Raw genomic sequence first — 18473 nt, 5'->3', positions numbered from 1 at the left:
AAAACCCTATTTAAACAAAAACTAGATTATCTATTGTAGAATCTCGATAATTTTTTCTTGTGATTTGTGGCCTGATTTGATTTGAACTAGACTTGTGGATATGCCAAAATGTTTTGCAATTTTTTTGATTATCTCCTTGTTTGCTTCACCCTTGAGTGGTTTTGATTTTATTCCTATTTTGATTTGATTTTCATTTATTTCTAAAAATTCTTTAGAAAATGTAACATGTACTTTGTAAATCAATACGTCTTTGATAAAATTTTTAGGTTAAATTTGATCATGCAGGTTGTTCTAATACCCAATCATATCCCTCTGCTTCTAGTTTGTCTGCAAGGGTTGCATCACCTGTTTTTAGAACTTGACCTCTGGCAAAAACATGAACAAAATCTAGCTTATCTAAGAATTTCAATATTCTGGCGTAGTGAGTAATTACAATTACTGTTGCATCTTTTCCTGAAACCTTGCTTATTGCTTGTGCTACTGCTTGAACTGCATCAATATCTAATCCTGAATCCGGTTCATCTAAAATTGAAATCTTTGGCTTTAGTACTGCCATTTGTAAAACCTCTGCACGTTTTTTCTCTCCGCCAGAGAATCCTTCATTGAGATATCTTGATAGGAATTCTTCTTTTAATCCAACTTTTTCCAGGTTCTCTTTTAGATATTTTTGAAATTCTCTAACTGTGATGAATACTTCTCTGTCGTCACCTTCTAGTGCTTTGCTCAAAGAATTGTATGCTGTTCTTAGAAAATGAGAAAACCCTACACCAGAAACTTCGGTTGGATACTGGAATCCTAAGAATAACCCTTTCTTTGCTCTTTCATCTGCTGATAATTCTAAAATGCTCTCCCCATCTAACAAAATATCTCCTTTAGTCACTTCATATTTTGGATGTGCAAGTAATGTGTAAGCTAGAGTGCTTTTACCTGAACCGTTTGGTCCCATAATGGCATGTACTTCTCCTGGTCCTGTCTTTAGATTTACGCCTTTGAGAATTTCTTTTCCTTCTCGTGAAACATGAAGATCTTTGATTTCCAATACTGCCATGACGCACATTCCTCTGATTCTCTATATAATACCGACGAAATTTAGCTGATCCTAATAGGATTTTTTAATAAAATGAAAAGAGGGGGGGGGGTTTAATATTTGGCCAGAGATGGTCTTAAAGTAATTTTGAGTTTGTAGCATGTTAGAATTTCTTTACATCTATTTCTGATAGTGACTTCTGTTACTCCTGCAATACTTGAAACGTCTCTTTGTAGAACATTTTGTCCAAGTAATACCGATGCAACATATAGATATGCTGCAGCAATTCCATTTGGAGCTTTTCCATCTGCAATGCTGCTATCTTTTGTTTTTTCTGCAATTTCCAAGGCCAGTCTTTCAACTCTGACCTCAGTTTGTGTCATGTTTGCTATCTTTGAGATGTATTTGTCCATGGTTACAACTGGGGCTGTTAAATGTCCCATTTCCATTACCATGGTTCTATAGTATCTTGCTGCAAGTTTTGTTTTGGATTTTACGTCTTTTGGTGGACAAACTCCGCGACAAATTTCTTCTAGTGATCTTACTACATCACATTGCTTGCATGCCATGTAAATTGTAGCTGCAGTTATGCTGACTACTGATTTTCCCTTCACATCAACATGTCCGTCCAAGTTTCTGTATATCATAGAAGCGGTTTCCAACACGTTTTTTGAAAGATTAAGACTATCGCATGTTTCTCCCATCTTTGTTAATACATTTGCAAGTCTTCTCTCTTTTGGTGAGGAAACTCTAACTCTTTGTTGCCACTTTCTGAGATTGTGCATTTGATTTGCAACTTCACGGTTGATTGTTTTTCCGCTAAAGTCTTTTGCACTGATTGAAATCTCAGTTGTTATTCCCAAATCGTGTTGGGAATAAGTTGTTTGTCCCGTAGCTCTTGCTAATTTCATTTTGTCTTCGAAATTTGAGCTAATAGTTTCTGGACCGTAATCTGATATCTGATCATCGACTACTACGCCGCAACCAGAACAGATGATTTCACCATTCTGCATGTCGTCTACTAATGTAGATTTACATTCAGGACAGTTTTGTTTTTCTAGTATGTTCATTATTTTCTTCTCCTAAATTTTTTTGGTTTATTGACAGGAGATTGCTCTATTGCGTAAACGCTTTTGCCGATGTATTTTTTTATACTATTCGTTAATGGCGTAGCTGACGCATATGGCCTACTTACTGGACCAATCATTTCGTTTACTTTTGCAACTCTAGTTCCTTTTTCGTCACAGAGTATTTGTCCTTCAACTAATTCTTTAGATAGTTGAATGATAACCCTGCCACTACCGGCTAGGTGCATTATTTCGCCTACCTCCTGCAATTAAGAATAGTAATTATCATATTCCTATCATAGACTTCTGTCAACTTTACTTTAGCTAAGAGCTAGATTTGATTTTATCTTGTTTGTTTGCTTCTTTTTGACACTAGTTTTTCTGAAATTTTGTTTAAAATTTTTGTCTTAGAAGATTCTTTTGGTAAAATAACATACCCTGATCTGACAAATGGCCGTTTAGGGAATCTCACTTTGTCATTAGATTCTGTAATTTCAAATCCTGCATCTTTTGTTGCATCCATCAATTCTTTTAGTGAAGGATCAAAAACACATTTTTCCAATCCCACCCGTCTACCTTTTGATTTTTTTAAATTCTTGTTGAAATAATCCAACCAGATTACGATGTGTTCGTAATCTTTCATTTTATTCCTTTAGTAAAATTGCGTTAACTATTCCTGTTTGTCCTGGTTTTGAAACAACTTTACATTTTCCTTCTTGTGTTTCAAGTATTGCACCTTTTGTAATAATGCCTCGTCTTTTGTAATCATTGTTTGTAGTGTTATCTAGTACTTTGATAATTTTTGTTTTCTTTACTTTAGCATCACCTGTTGCTAGATTGACAAAATCAATTGACTTCAATGCTGTTTTTCTATTATTTCCACGAACTCTTCTTGTAATCGATATTTGAGCCGCGTTGATAGGCTCATTTGGATATCTGTCAATTTCATATTTTCTTCTAATTCTTAGTGGATGTCTTCTTCCTCCAGTAATTTTACTTGTTGCTAAATTCTCTACGGATTTTCTCACAAAAACTTGACTAAATTACTCTAATTTATACAAAACGCAAAAAACTAGCCGTGATCACTTTTTCTTAAATTAGTTTTGTACTATTTGGGGTGTGGGATTTGCATGACTCATACTTGCAGTTTTTCTAACTTTGGAAAACAGTCGTTGTTTAAGATCCTCTACATCTCCTTGAATGCCAAAATATTTTTGGAATTTCTCTGTTGTACTGTAAATTTTTAATCGCCCAACATTTTGATGATTGATGTAGTCTAACTGTCGTAGTTCCTTTAGATGTGAATAAACACCCGAACCTCTTGTTTCAACAAGTTGTTTTGATGATATTGGTTGCATATATGCAATATATGATAATGTTTTCAGTGTTGCATTTGGAAGTACTGGTTTTGATGCATATCTTTTAACAGTTGAACTGTACTCTGGTTTTAATTGCATTACATATGATCCGTCTGGAAGAATTACCACTTCAAGTGCTTTGAATGTGTTCTTTGTTTTTTTCATAATAGTATCGAGCAATTCTAGTGTTTTTGTCCTAGATTCCGTGCCTGATGCTTTGATTATGTCTTCTACTCTTAGTGGCCTTCCTGATGAATATAGTGCGGCCTCTATTCTTGCAGTTGCCTCATTCATATCTTCAATTTTGGTCAATCGCTCATTATCTCCTCTAAAATATAGTTAAAGAAATCTTTTCTCCATTTTTGATTAGTTTGTTAATTCTTCTTTTATTATGGTGATTTTTATATCATCGCCAATTTGCTCAAGATCTACTTTTTGGTCTCTTGCCAGAAACAATATTGCAAAGAAGCATCTGATTGAATCTACTTGATCCAACTCTGAAATAATGTCTTGCAGTAATCCAAATCCTGTCAATGAAATTTTTTTCATAACCAAATCTTCGTATTTTCCTATTATGCTTTCAAGTGAAATGAAATATTCTTGAAAATCAGGAGCTACGATTGGCTCAATGTCTAATTGCCTGTTTCTTCTTGATTGAGGATTTGCAATTGTCCCAATCAAATTTTGCAGTAATCCTAACAAGTCATCTAATGAAACTGGATAAGTCGATTCATGTCTATATGGAATATCGATTAATTCTATGTCTACATCTGTTCTTTGATACATTGGTTTTTTCTCCATTGCTGCTTTTTGTAACGCAAAAATACTTTCAACTTTCATTCTGTAAATTAATGATGATGATAATGCTGCCATTCCTGCTACTTTTAGATCTTTTTTGCCTGTTTTTTCAAGAATTTTTATTAATAAATTTAAAATTTGAATAAGATCAATTTCCCATACATCTTTTTTTGCAACAGATGATGGACTAAATAAGATGTTTACAGGTTCTTGAGAAATACTGTTTGGAATTTGCGCTTCGCTCACATAGTACTTTTCTTACTTATTCAATAATATCTTAGGGCTCTATTTTTTTCTCACTTCCAGTCAACTCTTATATTGTTCAGAAAAAAAACCCATTTGTGAAATCAGCTAGAATTACAGGCCCCAACGAGCCTCTTGCAGTATCTGAATCTGACACTCCAAAGCCTCAGGGAAGTCAAGTTCTTCTAAAGGTAAAATCTGTTGGTGTATGTCACAGTGATTTACACTTGTGGGAAGGTGGATATGATCTAGGTGATGGACAATTTATGAAAGTTACCGATAGAGGAGTAAAATATCCTGTAACTCCTGGGCATGAAATTGTTGGAACTGTTGAAGATCTAGGAGACGATGTATCTGGGATTTCAAAAGGAGATTCCGTTCTAGTTTTTCCATGGATTGGATGTGGGGAATGTCCCGCATGTAAAGTTGGAAATGAAAACTTGTGTGATGCTCCACGATCAATGGGTGTTTTTCAAGATGGCGGTTATTCTGATTATGCTTTGATTCCAAATTTTAAATATTTAGCTAAGCTTGACGGTGTTGATCCTGATTCTGCAACTTCACTTGCATGTTCTGGACTTACTGCATACAATGCTGTGAAAAAAGCAAATGCCAATTCTCCTGAATTTCTACTAATTATCGGTGCTGGTGGTCTAGGACTAATGGCAATACAAATTGCAAAAGCCATAACAAAAGCAAAAATTATCTGCATTGACAGTGATGACAAAAAATTTGATACTGCAAAAAAGATGGGAGCTGATTTTGTTGTTAATACTAACGTATCAGGTTCTCTTTCTAGCGGAACCGGAAGTCCAGTTGATAAAATAATTTCAATTTGTAATGGAAAGGGAGCTGACAGTGTTATTGATTTTGTTAATGCTCCACAAACTGTTAGAACCGCCTTAGGTGTTATTAGAAAAAGAGGAAATATTGTTTTAGTTGGCTTGTTTGGAGGTTCCCTTGAGGTGTCTCTTGTCACAATCCCTCTCAAATCCATTGTTATTCAGGGAGCTTACACTGGAAATTATACAGATATGGTAGAACTGCTTGATCTTGCAAGAAAGGGAATAATCAATCCTGTGATTTCAAAAAGATACAAACTTGATGAAGCAAATAATGCTTTAGAGGATCTAAAGGCTAGGAAAATTGTTGGTCGTGCTGTAATTAACCCATAGTTTGAAAGAATACTACAAAATCTTATAAAATAAAAAAATTGGATATGGATATTGAATACTAAAATAAATTGTGAAATTGCCCTTACTCATCTAAAGAATAAACAGTTCATAACAGCACATAATCTATTTCTTGATCAAGCAGAATCCTTAAAAAAATCTGAGTATTTGAAATCTGCTTTATTGTTTATGTTGGCAGCTGAATGCAAAAAAAGGCAGGGGAAAGAATCTGAAAATGAAATCCGAGAAGCTGGAAATTTATTTGTAAAATATTCAAAATTGGAAAATTCTCCAAATATGCGAGGTGCGTTACTTTGTGCTTCAAAATGTTTTCTGTTGCAGGGAGAATTTGACAAAGCAAAGGATGCATATCAAAAAGCAAAAGTTATGATTCCGCCAAAAATTCATGTTACGAGACCTATTGTTATCGTAGATGATAGTAAAGCAATTTCAATGAAATTGCAAAACTATGTTGAAAAATTAGGTTACAATGAAATTCATATTTTTGAAAATGGAAAAGATGCAATCAAAGGATGCAAAAAACTTTATTCTGAAAATAAATCTCCTATAGTACTTCTTGATATGGGGTTACCTGATCTTGAAGGTGATGTTGTTGCATCAAAATTACTCAAGGAAAATCTACATTTGCAAATTATAGTCATTACTGCAGATGAAAAAAATACGTCTCGAGTAAACAAGACAATTAGTTCAGGAGTGTCTGCATTTATTCAAAAACCATTCACTCTGGATGAACTCAAAAAATCTATAGATATTACAGAATCAGAATACTCTCTTCTACAATAACAACAATGACATATTTAGGATATTTACATCCTTGATATCTACTTCATTAATTCTATAGTCAATTAATTCGTCTGAAAACTTTTCAACAATTTTTTGTGCTGGATTTGATTTTTCTGAATTCAATTGCATGATGACTAACATATTCCATTCTCCATTCATATTTGCAACAAGGAGATAGTTATCTAATTTTGTGATAAAGTCTTTGATGGAGTCCTTTACTGCTTCAAGCGATTTTGAAGGTTTGATTTTCATTAAAACTACTTGATATTCATTAATTCCTGATACGTCTGTTAGAACCGCCTTGTATCCCTTAATGATTCCACTTTTTTCGAGTCTCTCTATTCTTTTTCGAATTGTTCTATCTGAAACGTCATGGCCCGACTTTTTTAATTCTGATGCAATTTCTTTTGACGGCGTTCTTGCATTGCTGTTTAAAATCTCTATAATTTTTTGATCAACTTTGTCTAGATTTGACCATGCATCCTCACTCATACCGAGCAAAAGTTCTAATGCCTTTTGAATTTTTGGTTGATTCTTTGTCGCACATCTTATTTTTAGGAACAGTTTAGCCTTCTAAAATCCAACCTGTTTTTAATATCTCTTGATCTTCATCTTCTCCAACTTTTGTTGCAAATCTCCAAATGGTGGGGAGTTCTGCATTCATGCTATCTTTAATTTTTACAAGTGCTTCCATTTCTGAATTTAGATTTTTATCTGCATTTCCATGTTCTTTGCAAAACTTGCATTTTTGATCAAGCGTGATTGGTTCTGATTCAATTAATGGATATGCCCTACAAGCCAGTGGCCTATTCTCATAAATTTTGCATGGGAATCCTCCATGCGGCGATTTGGTTTCACTTGCGGTATCTAGGAATGGACAGGTGTTCCCATTTTTTTCAACTCCCATAAGTTGATATGCTAAAATTTTTGTTGGCAAAGAATCTCTTTCTTCTGAAACTCCAATTCTTGGCAAAATTTTGATATCTACTTTATTAATTGCTGATATTTTTTCAATCTTTTCTTTTTCTTCGGGAAGTATTAACACTCCAATTTTTCCAAATTCTTTACTTGGATAATATTCTCTCTCAATACAACACTGTGAGCATTCTTCGACACATTTGAATTCCACATGTTTTCTTCATCATATTAGATAAAATCTCTTGTGTTTTGCCCTGTTATTGTAACCGAAAACCCTACCAGTTATATGCTCAAATTGTTAATGTATGGCATGGGTAAGCGTCAAGTAAAAAATGAAAGTGCATTAAAAGAAATTCGCCTTCCTGAAGAAGGTGAGCAATTTGGCCGTGTAATGAAAATGCTTGGGGGTGAAAACGTCATGGTAAAATGTGCTGATAATTTGATTCGAAGAGGACGTATTAGAGGAAAATTAAAGAGAAGAGTTTGGATTCGTGACAATGATATTGTGATAATCGCACCTTGGGATTTTAACGATGCTGAGCGTGGTGACATCGTTTGGAGATTTACCCTGCCACAAGTTGAATGGTTAAAAGATAATAATCACATTCCAAAAGATTTCTAATTTTGTTATATTGTTTTAGTTTGTTTAGTTAATATAGCGAATACTTTACTTCAGTATCAAATGGAACAAGGCACCGTAAAGTGGTTTAACCGTACTAAGGGCTTTGGTTTTATCGAAAGAGAAGGTGGAGACGATCTGTTTGTTCACAAATCAGATGTTGACGGATTCATCAACGAAGGCGATAAAGTCGAGTTTGAAGTAGGCGAAGGTCAAAAAGGACCAGCAGCCCAAAAAGTTAAAAAAACAGCATAGGCAACAACTTTTTCAATTTAAGAGTTCAACAATGTTTTCTTAAATCAGTCTATCTTTTTATTATTTTTAATTTCGTATTTTTGTAGAATAATTTGTGGTCCCAAGCGAAGGAATTGAACCTTCGACAACCCGGTTTCTGTATGCCTGATATGCTGTTATTCGGTCAGCCATCTAAAGCCAACAACTACAGCCGGAAGCTCTACCAGGCTGAGCTAGCTTGGGACAAGAAAAACGAGGATCTCTCGTATTAAAAAACTATCGTAGGTCATTTCATTTATGATCGTTTAGTTGATTATAAGGATAAATAGTCTGAAATATCCTTGATTACTAAATGTCTAAACTAGCATTATCTTATTCCGGTTATGTCTGTGCTCCTTATCTGCATACTCATGAATCTGTAGAACTTAAAGAAACATGGATAAAATCAAAAAATATTGAAAAATTGTTTTTTGTTACAGGTACATTCTCTACTGAAAGTAAACCCTATTTTTCAGATTCTACCAATCATTACCTTCTAGCTAAATTCAAAGATAGTTCACATATCTCAAAAGATCTTCTTCAACACAATCAAGACAAGACTTCATTTGTATTCAATATACAAGATGATTTGTTCCAAAGAGAGGTGCAAGGAGAAACAAATTTTGTAACTATCTACTATTTAGAATATGGGGAGGATGGTGAAGACTTTCAGGAAATTGCAAACCTTCTACTAAAAAGAGAGAAAATTGAGAAAGCAGGATTTGGAAACATGAATCTGTTTTGCTTAACACCATCAAAATTCACTTTTCCATATTCTGAACATGTTGTAGTAATTGAAGTTGCAAGTGAAAAGAGCCATCAGAGCGTTAAGAAATACTGTGAACAGACAAGACGAGATGTAAACCGAAAAGGCATGACAATGACTAATTTGTTGAGCTTATCTATTCTTGATCAATTGAAGTAGAAAAGTTAAATATTCGACCAAAAACTGTTTTTCATGAGTAAACCATCAGATCTTGGTTCATTGAAAATAGGATCTTACATTCTATTACCTCATACTGATCAACCAAGCGGTGAACCATGTAGAATTGTTGAATATGATACATCAAAACCAGGAAAACACGGTGCAGCTAAAGCCCGAATTGTAGGTGAGGGAATTTTTGATGGACAAAAAAGACCTCTTGTAGGTCCAGTCAGCATGCAAATTCACGTTCCCATGATTAACAAAAAAGTTGGACAAATCATTTCAATTAACGGCGACACAGTTCAAGTAATGGATTCTGAAACATTCGAGACCATTGATATTTCATTAATCGATGATGAAGTCAAAGGCAAATTAGAAAATGGACAAAATGTTGAATATTGGGTTGTTATGGATAAAACTAAAATCATGCGCATCAAGTCTTAGTGTGGATGCTGATGATGAGCGGAAAAGCCGTCTGATTGTTGATGAGGATTATGAGTAATGAAGCATCCTTTCAACAAATCTCAAAAATTTGTTGAATGAATTATTTTTTAGATTATGAAATTAGCTTCTCTTTTTTCAGGCGGGAAAGACAGTACTTTTGCAATTCATCTTGCTCAAAAACAGGGACATATAGTTTCATGTCTTTTGAGTATTTTTACAAAATCTGATGAAAGTCATTTGTTACATCATCCAACTCTGCAATGGACAAAATTACAATCAGAAACCATGAAAATTCCACAATTAACTATGGCATCTGATTCTGATGATACTGATAACGAATTACTTTTGCTAGAAAAACTATTGCAAAAAGCAATAGATGAATACAAAATTGAAGGTTTAGTTCACGGTGGAATTAAAAGCAATTTTCAAAAAGAAAAATTTGAAACTCTTTGCACAAAATTAAATCTAATTCCATTTACACCTTTATGGGGTACAGACCCCGAAAATTATATGAATGATTTAGTTGATTCGAATTTTGAATTCATTATCACTTCTGTATCATCTGATGGATTAGATGACGCATGGCTTGGTAAATCTATTTCAAAATCTGATGTTGATACTTTGAGAAATCTATCTGAGAAATTTGGATTCAACTTGAACTTTGAAGGGGGTGAAGCCGAAACATTTGTTGTTAATTGTCCTCTCTTTTCAAATCCGATCATTATTTATGAATCAAAAAAAGAATGGGATGGTTACAGAGGAAGGTTTGAAATAGTGGATGCAGGATTGAATTACAATGCTTGATGGACTCAAGAATAGTTTAAGTGATGCAATAAAAAAAATTGTAAAATCTTCAGGAATTGATGAAGAATTAATCAAAGAACTTTCAAAAGATGTTCAAAGAGCATTATTACAATCTGATGTAAATGTACGATTAGTTTTAGAAATTACAAAGCATCTGGAAGAGAGGGCACTAAATGAGACTCCTCCTCCCGGTCTTTCTCGAAAGGATCATATTATAAAAATTCTCTACGACGAACTCTCAAAATTACTTGGTAAAGAATCTGAATTTGATTTTAAGGCAGGTAGACAAAACAAGATAATTCTGCTTGGAATTCAAGGAAGTGGAAAAACTACCGTCGCATCAAAACTAGCAAAATTTTTGACAAGACAAGGATACAAAGTAGGTGTAATAGGTGCTGATACCTACAGACCAGGCGCGTTGGTTCAACTTAGAACAATGTGTGAGAAATCTAATGTGGAAGTTTATGGTGAAGAAAACAACAAAGATTCTCCAAGCATTGTTAAAAATGGATTAAAACATTTTGAGGTACAACCATTAGATGTGATTCTGATTGATACTGCTGGCCGTCACAAAGAAGAGCAAGATTTACTTGAAGAGATGGCACGAATAAACAAAGCTGCGGAACCTGATTTGGCATTACTTGTGATTGATGGTACCATAGGACAACAATGCTTTAACCAGGCAGAAGCATTTCACAAAACTGTCCCGGTAGGTGGCGTAATCATCACAAAATTGGATAGTTCTGCTAAAGGTGGAGGCGCACTTGCCGCATCTGCAGCTACTGGTGCACAAATAATGTACATTGGTACTGGCGAAAGAATAGATGATTTAGAAAAATTTTCTCCAACAAGATTTGTTGGTAGACTACTTGGAATGGGTGACATTCAAGCTGTTTTGGATTTGGCTAAACGATTAGAAAATGAGGGAGATGATGTTAGGATGAAAAGAATCTCTAGTGGAAAAATGAATATGGAGGATTTCTTTTATCAATTAGAAGAAGTCACAAAAGTCGGTTCACTAAAAGGACTACTTGATAGCATGCCTGGTTTTTCTGGGATGGTGAAAAATGATCAATTAGATCAAATGGAAGATAGGGTATCAAAATGGAGATACATTATTCAAAGTATGACTAAAGACGAAAAAGCAGATCCTGATTTAATTAATTCATCTCGAATCAAAAGAATTGCACGTGGCTCAGGATGGCCAGAAGGCGAAGTTAAAGAACTACTAAAAAATTACAAAAATTCTAAAAGTATGATGAAAGCATCTAAAGGACGCCAAATGCAGGGTACTCTTAGAAAAATGGGATTGGGATAATCTTTCAAATAAATTTTCTAGAATGTCTGACTATCAAAAAATTATTCCTATTGCAAATAAAATCTTAAAAAAATACTCTTTATGTGATAATTGCTTGGGAAGATTATTCTCAAAACAATTACGTTTATCCTCTAACAAACTTCTTGGTAAAAAACTAGCAAGCAATCAAAATCTTTCAAAGTGCTATATTTGTAAAAATCTGTTTGAAAATTTAAATTATTTTCTAAAATTGATGCTTGATGCATCAATAAATTATTCTTATCGTACTTTTGGTGTGGGGGTCATGCTAAAACCCTCGATTGTGGATAGAGATGATTCAATTCGTTCACAATACAAACTAAAAGGAATTGATAGTATAAAGACTGACATTACAAGAGAACTGGGAAAATCTTTTTCAAGAAAAACAAAAAAAACTTTTGACACCCAGAATCCTGAGATTATTTTTACAGTAAATCTAAAAGATAATTCTATCCAATTACGTTCTAAACCCATTACTTTTTCAGGAAGATATGTAAAAACTATGAGGAACATTCCTCAGAAACAAAGATCATGTGAAAATTGTTCTGGAAAAGGGTGCAGAATGTGTGATTTTCATGGAATTTCTGAATTTCAAAGCGTTGAGGGTTTTATCTCCAAACTTCTCTTTAAAAAAATTGGTTGTACTACTGCAAAATTTACTTGGATTGGTGGTGAAGACAAATCTAGTTTAGTTTTAGGAACTGGAAGGCCATTTTTTGTTAAACTTAAAAATCCTGTCAAAAGAAATCTACGATTAACATCATTCAGTACCGATGGATTGAAAATATCTAAAATCAAACTTGTAAACGAGTCTCCTAAAAACCCTCTAAAATTTAATTCACTAATACAACTAAAAATTTCTACAGCATCTTTTCTTGATCCAAAAAATCTTCAAAAATTAAAGGATCTTAGGAAACATCCTGTGGTAGTTTATGATAAATCTGGAAAACGTTCAGAGAAACAAATATTCTTTGTAAAATATAAAAAAAATTCCAAAAATACTTTTACTCTTATTATGAAGACTGAAGGCGGTTTACCCGTTAGGAGATTTATCGATGGTGATGATGTATCTCCTGGAATATCTCAAATTCTAAATACATCGTGTAAGTGTCATGAATTTGATTTTATTGATATTGAAGTACAATGATAACAATTAACTAGCTCCCATATTGTAAAATATCATGCCATTAAGAAAAAAGGGTAAACATCAAAGACATGCTGATCAAAGAGCTGAAACCCGTAAAAAGAAGAAAGCAAAATCTGGAAAGCCAAGATCCTAAACAAATTAACCCTTTTACATTCAAAATTGTCGAGGAGTAATATTGGATCCACTAATACGTTTCAAAGATGCACATTCTAAAGGAATTATCCCAGATGATGTATATGATCTTGTAATCGAACGTTTTCCAATTGTTGTTTCAGGTATAAACAGAATAGAAAAGGCGTCGGGAATAAAATATCCTGTTGCGTATGTAGAACCATCTCTTGTCTTGTCCTCTCCTAATCCTAATTCATATGAATTCGGAATATTGTTTGCCAGGACAATTCCTATAATGTTTGATGAGAAATTCCAAGTGGTAATTCAGATTTCTGCTCCTCTAATTGCTTATGGGCTTAAAGGTACCATCCATGCTATTCTTGCCCATGAGTTTTTACATTTTTTAGACTTGATGAGAAAAATTTCAAAGATGGAATTGCTCTCTGATGAAATATCTGGGAATTTATTTGAAAATATTTACAGTGATGAAACTCGTTTGTTTGAACCTAGAGTTGTCTTTAAAGATCGTACTCTATTAAATCATATTACAAAAAAATTCCCATCAGGTTTTCGTGATTATAAATTGGAAGATAAAGTGATGAAATTTTGGGCTGACAAAAGTCTTCCAAAATCTAACATCTCGTTGGATGCAAATAATGTGAAATTATCTGCCGAATCACTTTCTAGAATAAAACTTGCACCCGAATTTATTTCAAAAATTGAACAACTAGAAGAAAAAAGTTCTAAAATCACAAAAAAGCGATTATACTAATTGAATAATTGGGAAAAATAATTCCTTTTACTGATTGAATTCTGTCAACCCACACTTTCCACAAGTATGCCTGTTTTTATGTTCCGACATGAAAACACCTTTTCCACATCTTGAACAGATTTTTCTGACTCTTGTTACCTTGTCTCCATCCACTTTAAAATATTTGTAAACATTTGGACTAGAACCTTTCTTGCCTTTTTGTTCTACTGGCATTACTCTTCTTTCTCCTCTTTTACTTCTTCAGTTGGAGCCTCTTCTGCAGGAGTTTCGGCTGCTTGAGCCTCTGCCAATTTAGCTTTAATTTTTTCTAGTCTTGAGAAAATTGTTGGATTAACATGCTTCTTTGCCAACCCTTCATCATCATAAACATAGAATGTTCCTGTAACATGAGATTTTCCTACATGAGTTTTTAGTCTCATTGGAATTACAACCTTGCCGTCCAACTTGAATTCTTTTGAAATCATATCTGCCGCTTCTAGACTTTTGAGTTTTCCACCCAATCCTGCAAAATTACAGGTAAGCTCCCTTCTTGATAGGAAGGTGTTATCTACATCTGTGATTGTCTCGATGATGGACATGTATCAAAAATCCTTCAGATATTTCATATAAACCTTGATTGGAATTCCAGAAGAAATTTAAGAAATTCCTTCGAAAGTCTATTGTGGAACGTTATCTGCTTCATTTTAAAAATGAGAAATACTTGCCTCAAAATTGTAGAGAGCTTGCTCACAAAGCAAGAGATCTTGCATCTGACATGAAAAATGTCTCAGTGCGACTAGCCCGAGTTGCCACTAAATTTATTGAATTTGATGTAGCTGCTGAAAAAGAAGATCTGGATGCACTGGTTGATAAATTGTCTCCAATTGGGGAGATTGATAATGTAAGACATGTTTTTGAAGAACACATTGAAAAAGAGAAGGGCATTGAAGATGGGGTATTTTTCTTTAATAATGAAAGATTTTGGGAATGCCATGAAGCATTTGAAGGAGTTTGGAATCAATGTTATGGACGAGAAAAGGAACTAGTACAAGGGATTATCTTGGTTGCAGTTGCATTTGCTCATGAGCAAGAAAATGAAGAAAGTATTGGAATTGGCATGTTAAGCAGAGCATTAGAAAAACTAGGTTCTTCGCCCTCGATGTATCATTCCATTGATGTTGATAGAATAAGAAAGAAAGCAGTTGAAATGCAGCAAGCAAAAAAATTAACTAGGTTTGAGATTTAATTAATTCCAGAGATTTTGTAACTACCTCTGCACCTTGAAGCAGACCTATGCTGCCTTTTTTTGCTTGGCCTTCAGTCATTCTAGTGGTTCCATCATTTTGAATAAAGTCTGCTGAAACTAGAACTGGTACAGGATCATCGCTGTGGCCTTTGTTAATACAAGGTGTGGAATGATCAGCAGATATAATGATTGCAACTTTGTTTGAATCAATATTCTCAACAAGTGTTTTGAAAAATCTCTGATCAATCTCTTCAATATTTCTCATCTTGCCTATTGCATCTCCGTCATGGCCAAATTCGTCTGGTCCTTTAAGATGAACATAAATTGAATTTTGTGTCTCCATGGCTTTTGCTGCAACTCTAGCTTTCTCTTCATAATCTGTTAATCCTCCAGCTTCAAAGGCTTTCATCTTTAAAACATCTGATATTCCAAGCTCAACTGGCATATCTACAATACATGAAAATTGCATAGAATACTTTTCGTTAATTGGAGTAACGTCTGGATATTTGTTTCCTGCATCTCTTAGTAAAATACAACTAAGCTGTTTTTTCCCTAATTCTTTCCTTTTTTTATTAATCTGACTCTCTTTCATAATTCTAATTGATTGTTCTGAAAATTCATTAACAATCTTTGCTGTGAATTTTGAATCTTCATCATCTTCTAATGGTAAACATTTTTCAATTTTTAGAAAATCTCCTACGGCCTTTGCGACACCCATTCCTCCAATGTTACTATACGCTGGGTCTGTATTGGTAATTTTAGAAGAAAGTTTTTGAGAGTCTGCTCTGATTCTAACTGTGACTCTATGACCGATTGTAGGTGATACTACTACGGATATGCCTGGACTTGAAAATTTTATTTTTTCTTCAATCTCTTTTGCAATTCCTTCTGCATCCTCTTTTTCAATATTCCTTCCTGCCCTTCTATCTATGATTACTTGTTCGTCATTTAGCGTTGAATAATTTCCTCTTAATGCTAAATCCCCGTTTTTGAAATCAATTCCAATTCCAATTGCTTCAATTACTCCTCTACCTGCATACTCTGCATGATTGAATTTGTATCCTAACATATTGAAAACGGCAATGTCTGATTCTGGTGCAATTCCTTTTCCAACTGAAATCACTTCTCCTATGCATCCGTTTCTTGCAATTTTATCCAAGATTGGGGTATTTGCAGCCTCCAATGGTGTTTTTCCTTGTAAATCTGGGTGTGGAAGATCTCCAACACCATCTAATAAAACGTAAATCATGTGAATATCTGAATTGTCCATAATATTCCCTGTTTTAGCAACATCAGGTGCTCTCCTTTAAAGCTTGCAACAAAAAATGCGATCAAAAATTTACAATAAAATTATTTTCCGTTTTTGATTTTTCAATTTAATATTTTTATTATTTTTTAATTTCTATCCCAAATGATGCAACGCGACTTTTTAATTTGATAATGTCTTCTCTTAGCAAACGTTTTAACAGACATTTACTTTCAGTTACAAATATGGGGGACATGCGTAAAGATTACGTTTCTGAGCGTTTCATGATTGTAACAAAAAAAGATGACAAAATCGTTGATCCAAAAAAATCTCCCTTTGCTCCAGGCAATGAATCTATGACAAACCCTTCGGTATTGTCACTTGTTGCAAAAGATGGAATGCTGCAGCGTCTTCAAGATAATGAAGATGAATATGTTGAGGGTTGGGCTATTAGAGTATTTGAAAGCAAAAACCCAATTGTTTCAATTGATACTGAAAATTCTTACAGTGACAGACCTTTCTATAGCGAACCTGCTTATGGATATCACTATATTGTTGTGGCATCTCCAAAAGAAAAAGACACATTTGCAACAATTGATCCTGAACAATGGTCAAATGTCTTAGTTGTGGTTCAGGATAGATTGCGATGGCTCTATACTCAAAAAGGTGTGACCTATGTCTCAATTTATGCTGATCATGGTGACTTGGCTGGAAGTACAAACCCCCATCCTCATCTTAACCTTATTACATTTTCTACCATACCTCCAGTAATTGAGAGTGAAGCTGAAGCATCACACAAAATTCTAAATGAAAAAGGCGTATGTCCAGTATGTCAGACAGTAAATGAAGAAATCAGCGGTCCAAGACAGGTTCTTCAAACAGAAGGCTTTATCGCATTTTGTCCTTGGTCTCCCTCATATCCTTACGAATTTTGGATTTCACCAAAAAAACATACTACTAGTTTTTCAAAAATCACTCAAAAAGAAATTAATGATTTATCTTTGATTTTACGTGCAACATTAGGTGGATTGTCAAAAACTGTAAAAAATGTCTCGTATAATCTTGTTTTTCATCTTTCTCCTGAAAAGAAAAATAGCAGACAAATTCATTGGCATATTGAAGTTTACCCAATCACAAAATCTTGGTCTGGATTAGAACGTGGATATGGAATATTCTTAAATGATGTGTCTCCAGAGCAAGCTGCTGAAAAACTTGGAGCGTCTTGCAGAAAAGAATTGGCTAACTTAGTTGGTATTGTATAATTTTCTGAATGGTTTATTATTAACGAAAAATGATCTAGAACTATGGGGTTGGAAAAATGGTTGGCAATCACTAGTGTTGCGTTGTTTGCAATGTTTGCGGGTGAAATGATTTCAGTTTACCATTTTATGACTAATGTTCCGGAAGAAATAGAATTTTCAATAACATTTGAACCTGATCCTAAAATCATTCAATTTGTCTCAATTGGTATTGCACCAGCTGGTGTCTTGGCTGCAGTTGCATTTATCATGTCAAAGCATTATGGATCAAAAACTGTGGGTGGATTGATCATTGCAGGTGGAATAATTCTATTTGCCGGAATGACTGTATCTTATTCTATGTTGAATTCAATTGATGAAAAATATCTTACAGATGCTGTAAAACTAATTCCATTATTGTTTATGGTGTTATCTGCACCTGTAATCATAGTTGGTGCATACTTGATCAAGCATAAAAAATTACGACCAAAAAAAGAATATTTCTAAACGTGATCAAATCTTAATTCATTTGCAATCTCTTTGAATCCAAGTTTTTCATAAAATGGTTTTACATCATCAGTGCAGTCCAAAATTGTTTTGTAACACCCTCTATTTTTTGCAATTTCTAGAACGTATTTCATAATTTTCTCTCCTATTTTTTGTCCGTGATAATCTTTATTCACTACAACATCTTCAATATGCCCCACAACTCCCCCGTCATGAATAAATTTTTGTTCTATTAGGAGTGTTGTGGTTCCAACGATTTTCCCATCTAATTCTGCAACTGCAATAATGTGATCTGGGTTGGAATTTATCTTCTCAAAAATTTTCATTGCTTTATCTGTTCTAATGTCGCTTGCCTTTCTCAAGGCATCTAGTGTTGTTAGAAATCCGTTTAGAATGTCCTCTTTTCGTAATTCTCTGATGATTGGTTGACTCATTTTTA

27 protein-coding genes and 1 tRNA gene are annotated in these 18473 nt (G+C 34.0%); 13 read left to right on the top strand and 15 right to left on the bottom strand.

Annotation, left to right across the window (positions count from 1 at the left end; all coding sequences use genetic code 11):
* Positions 1-30: 30 nt before the first annotated feature.
* The 8 genes from OO712_RS07600 to OO712_RS07565 form a co-directional block, all read right to left on the bottom strand.
* Positions 31-243, bottom strand: a complete 213-nt coding sequence (locus OO712_RS07600) for a DUF167 domain-containing protein (protein WP_109876229.1) — start codon at positions 241-243, stop codon at positions 31-33.
* A gap of 34 nt (positions 244-277) precedes the next feature.
* A complete protein-coding gene (gene sufC / locus OO712_RS07595; RefSeq protein ID WP_109876228.1) occupies positions 278-1048 on the bottom strand; it encodes a Fe-S cluster assembly ATPase SufC in 771 nt (256 codons plus the stop codon).
* Between the two features lie 92 nt (positions 1049-1140).
* Positions 1141-2097, bottom strand: coding sequence for a transcription initiation factor IIB (locus OO712_RS07590; protein WP_109876227.1), 957 nt, complete (start codon positions 2095-2097; stop codon positions 1141-1143).
* Entirely contained in the window at positions 2097-2342 is a 246-nt protein-coding gene (locus tag OO712_RS07585; RefSeq protein ID WP_264953658.1) for an H/ACA ribonucleoprotein complex subunit GAR1, read from the bottom strand. Before OO712_RS07585 ends, OO712_RS07590 begins: the two co-directional genes overlap by 1 nt.
* Before the next feature lie 95 nt (positions 2343-2437).
* Positions 2438-2737, bottom strand: a complete 300-nt coding sequence (locus OO712_RS07580) for a signal recognition particle subunit SRP19/SEC65 family protein (protein WP_109876225.1) — start codon at positions 2735-2737, stop codon at positions 2438-2440.
* A 1-nt stretch (position 2738) separates the two neighbouring features.
* Positions 2739-3122, bottom strand: coding sequence for a 30S ribosomal protein S8e (locus OO712_RS07575; RefSeq protein WP_109876224.1), 384 nt, complete (start codon positions 3120-3122; stop codon positions 2739-2741).
* A 69-nt stretch (positions 3123-3191) separates the two neighbouring features.
* Entirely contained in the window at positions 3192-3764 is a 573-nt protein-coding gene (scpB, locus tag OO712_RS07570) for an SMC-Scp complex subunit ScpB (RefSeq protein ID WP_109876223.1), read from the bottom strand.
* Positions 3765-3818: 54 nt separating this feature from the next.
* Entirely contained in the window at positions 3819-4496 is a 678-nt protein-coding gene (locus OO712_RS07565) for a chromosome segregation protein ScpA (protein WP_109876222.1), read from the bottom strand.
* Between the two features lie 95 nt (positions 4497-4591).
* Between OO712_RS07565 and OO712_RS07560 the strand changes: the two genes are divergently transcribed.
* Together OO712_RS07560 and OO712_RS07555 are read left to right on the top strand one after the other, a co-directional pair.
* Entirely contained in the window at positions 4592-5668 is a 1077-nt protein-coding gene (locus OO712_RS07560) for an alcohol dehydrogenase (protein WP_109876221.1), read from the top strand.
* A 51-nt stretch (positions 5669-5719) separates the two neighbouring features.
* Complete coding sequence (locus OO712_RS07555) at positions 5720-6469, top strand: response regulator (protein ID WP_109876220.1); 750 nt, start codon at positions 5720-5722, stop codon at positions 6467-6469.
* Here the strand turns inward: OO712_RS07555 and OO712_RS07550 are convergent.
* Complete coding sequence (locus tag OO712_RS07550) at positions 6461-6961, bottom strand: Lrp/AsnC family transcriptional regulator (protein WP_109876219.1); 501 nt, start codon at positions 6959-6961, stop codon at positions 6461-6463. The genes OO712_RS07555 and OO712_RS07550 overlap by 9 nt on opposite strands.
* A gap of 73 nt (positions 6962-7034) precedes the next feature.
* Entirely contained in the window at positions 7035-7598 is a 564-nt protein-coding gene (locus OO712_RS07545) for a YkgJ family cysteine cluster protein (RefSeq protein WP_109876218.1), read from the bottom strand.
* A 99-nt stretch (positions 7599-7697) separates the two neighbouring features.
* On the opposite strand from OO712_RS07545, the gene OO712_RS07540 reads away from it, so the two are divergent.
* Entirely contained in the window at positions 7698-8009 is a 312-nt protein-coding gene (locus tag OO712_RS07540; RefSeq protein WP_109876277.1) for a translation initiation factor eIF-1A, read from the top strand.
* 60 nt (positions 8010-8069) lie between these two features.
* Entirely contained in the window at positions 8070-8261 is a 192-nt protein-coding gene (locus tag OO712_RS07535; RefSeq protein ID WP_109876217.1) for a cold-shock protein, read from the top strand.
* 95 nt (positions 8262-8356) lie between these two features.
* Here the strand turns inward: OO712_RS07535 and OO712_RS07530 are convergent.
* Positions 8357-8483, bottom strand: a tRNA-Tyr gene (locus tag OO712_RS07530).
* Positions 8484-8592: 109 nt separating this feature from the next.
* On the opposite strand from OO712_RS07530, the gene OO712_RS07525 reads away from it, so the two are divergent.
* The 6 genes from OO712_RS07525 (at position 8593) to OO712_RS07500 (ending at position 13818) form a co-directional block, all read left to right on the top strand.
* Positions 8593-9204 (top strand): hypothetical protein, encoded by a 612-nt coding sequence (locus tag OO712_RS07525; protein WP_109876216.1) that lies wholly within the window; start codon positions 8593-8595, stop codon positions 9202-9204.
* 33 nt (positions 9205-9237) lie between these two features.
* Positions 9238-9648 carry a translation initiation factor IF-5A gene (locus OO712_RS07520; RefSeq protein ID WP_109876215.1) on the top strand — a complete coding sequence of 137 codons (411 nt, stop codon included), beginning with the start codon at positions 9238-9240 and terminating at the stop codon, positions 9646-9648.
* 114 nt (positions 9649-9762) lie between these two features.
* A complete protein-coding gene (locus OO712_RS07515) occupies positions 9763-10452 on the top strand; it encodes a diphthine--ammonia ligase (RefSeq protein WP_109876214.1) in 690 nt (229 codons plus the stop codon).
* Positions 10445-11770: a signal recognition particle receptor subunit alpha gene (locus tag OO712_RS07510; RefSeq protein WP_109876213.1), complete on the top strand. Its 1326-nt coding sequence runs from the start codon at positions 10445-10447 to the stop codon at positions 11768-11770. Before OO712_RS07515 ends, OO712_RS07510 begins: the two co-directional genes overlap by 8 nt.
* A 94-nt stretch (positions 11771-11864) precedes the next feature.
* Entirely contained in the window at positions 11865-12935 is a 1071-nt protein-coding gene (locus tag OO712_RS07505; protein WP_264953657.1) for a tRNA pseudouridine(54/55) synthase Pus10, read from the top strand.
* Positions 12936-13110: 175 nt separating this feature from the next.
* The gene (locus OO712_RS07500) at positions 13111-13818 is read left to right on the top strand and encodes a hypothetical protein (RefSeq protein ID WP_109876211.1); all 708 of its coding nucleotides are present in this window, start codon (positions 13111-13113) and stop codon (positions 13816-13818) included.
* Positions 13819-13845: 27 nt separating this feature from the next.
* Here the strand turns inward: OO712_RS07500 and OO712_RS07495 are convergent, their stop codons facing one another.
* The gene (locus tag OO712_RS07495; protein ID WP_109876210.1) at positions 13846-14031 is read right to left on the bottom strand and encodes a 30S ribosomal protein S27ae; all 186 of its coding nucleotides are present in this window, start codon (positions 14029-14031) and stop codon (positions 13846-13848) included.
* A complete protein-coding gene (locus OO712_RS07490) occupies positions 14031-14396 on the bottom strand; it encodes a 30S ribosomal protein S24e (protein ID WP_109876209.1) in 366 nt (121 codons plus the stop codon). Before OO712_RS07490 ends, OO712_RS07495 begins: the two co-directional genes overlap by 1 nt.
* 83 nt (positions 14397-14479) lie before the next feature.
* Between OO712_RS07490 and OO712_RS07485 the strand changes: the two genes are divergently transcribed.
* Positions 14480-15043, top strand: a complete 564-nt coding sequence (locus tag OO712_RS07485) for a DUF309 domain-containing protein (RefSeq protein WP_109876276.1) — start codon at positions 14480-14482, stop codon at positions 15041-15043.
* Here the strand turns inward: OO712_RS07485 and OO712_RS07480 are convergent.
* On the bottom strand, positions 15027-16313 hold the full coding sequence (locus OO712_RS07480) for a BPG-independent phosphoglycerate mutase family protein (RefSeq protein ID WP_200829026.1): 1287 nt from the start codon (positions 16311-16313) through the stop codon (positions 15027-15029). The two genes, OO712_RS07485 and OO712_RS07480, sit on opposite strands and share 17 nt — an antisense overlap.
* 221 nt (positions 16314-16534) lie before the next feature.
* Between OO712_RS07480 and OO712_RS07475 the strand changes: the two genes are divergently transcribed.
* The gene (locus tag OO712_RS07475; protein ID WP_109876208.1) at positions 16535-17551 is read left to right on the top strand and encodes a galactose-1-phosphate uridylyltransferase; all 1017 of its coding nucleotides are present in this window, start codon (positions 16535-16537) and stop codon (positions 17549-17551) included.
* A gap of 42 nt (positions 17552-17593) precedes the next feature.
* Positions 17594-18034 (top strand): hypothetical protein, encoded by a 441-nt coding sequence (locus tag OO712_RS07470; RefSeq protein ID WP_109876207.1) that lies wholly within the window; start codon positions 17594-17596, stop codon positions 18032-18034.
* On the opposite strand, the gene OO712_RS07465 is transcribed toward OO712_RS07470, so the two are convergent.
* Positions 18031-18468 carry a GNAT family N-acetyltransferase gene (locus tag OO712_RS07465; RefSeq protein WP_109876206.1) on the bottom strand — a complete coding sequence of 146 codons (438 nt, stop codon included), beginning with the start codon at positions 18466-18468 and terminating at the stop codon, positions 18031-18033. The genes OO712_RS07470 and OO712_RS07465 overlap by 4 nt on opposite strands.
* Between the last annotated feature and the right edge of the window lie 5 nt (positions 18469-18473).

This window comes from Nitrosopumilus zosterae (genome assembly GCF_025998175.1).
Taxonomy (GTDB): Archaea; Thermoproteota; Nitrososphaeria; order Nitrososphaerales; family Nitrosopumilaceae; genus Nitrosopumilus; species Nitrosopumilus zosterae.
This window is presented reverse-complemented; position numbering and strand designations above follow the sequence as displayed.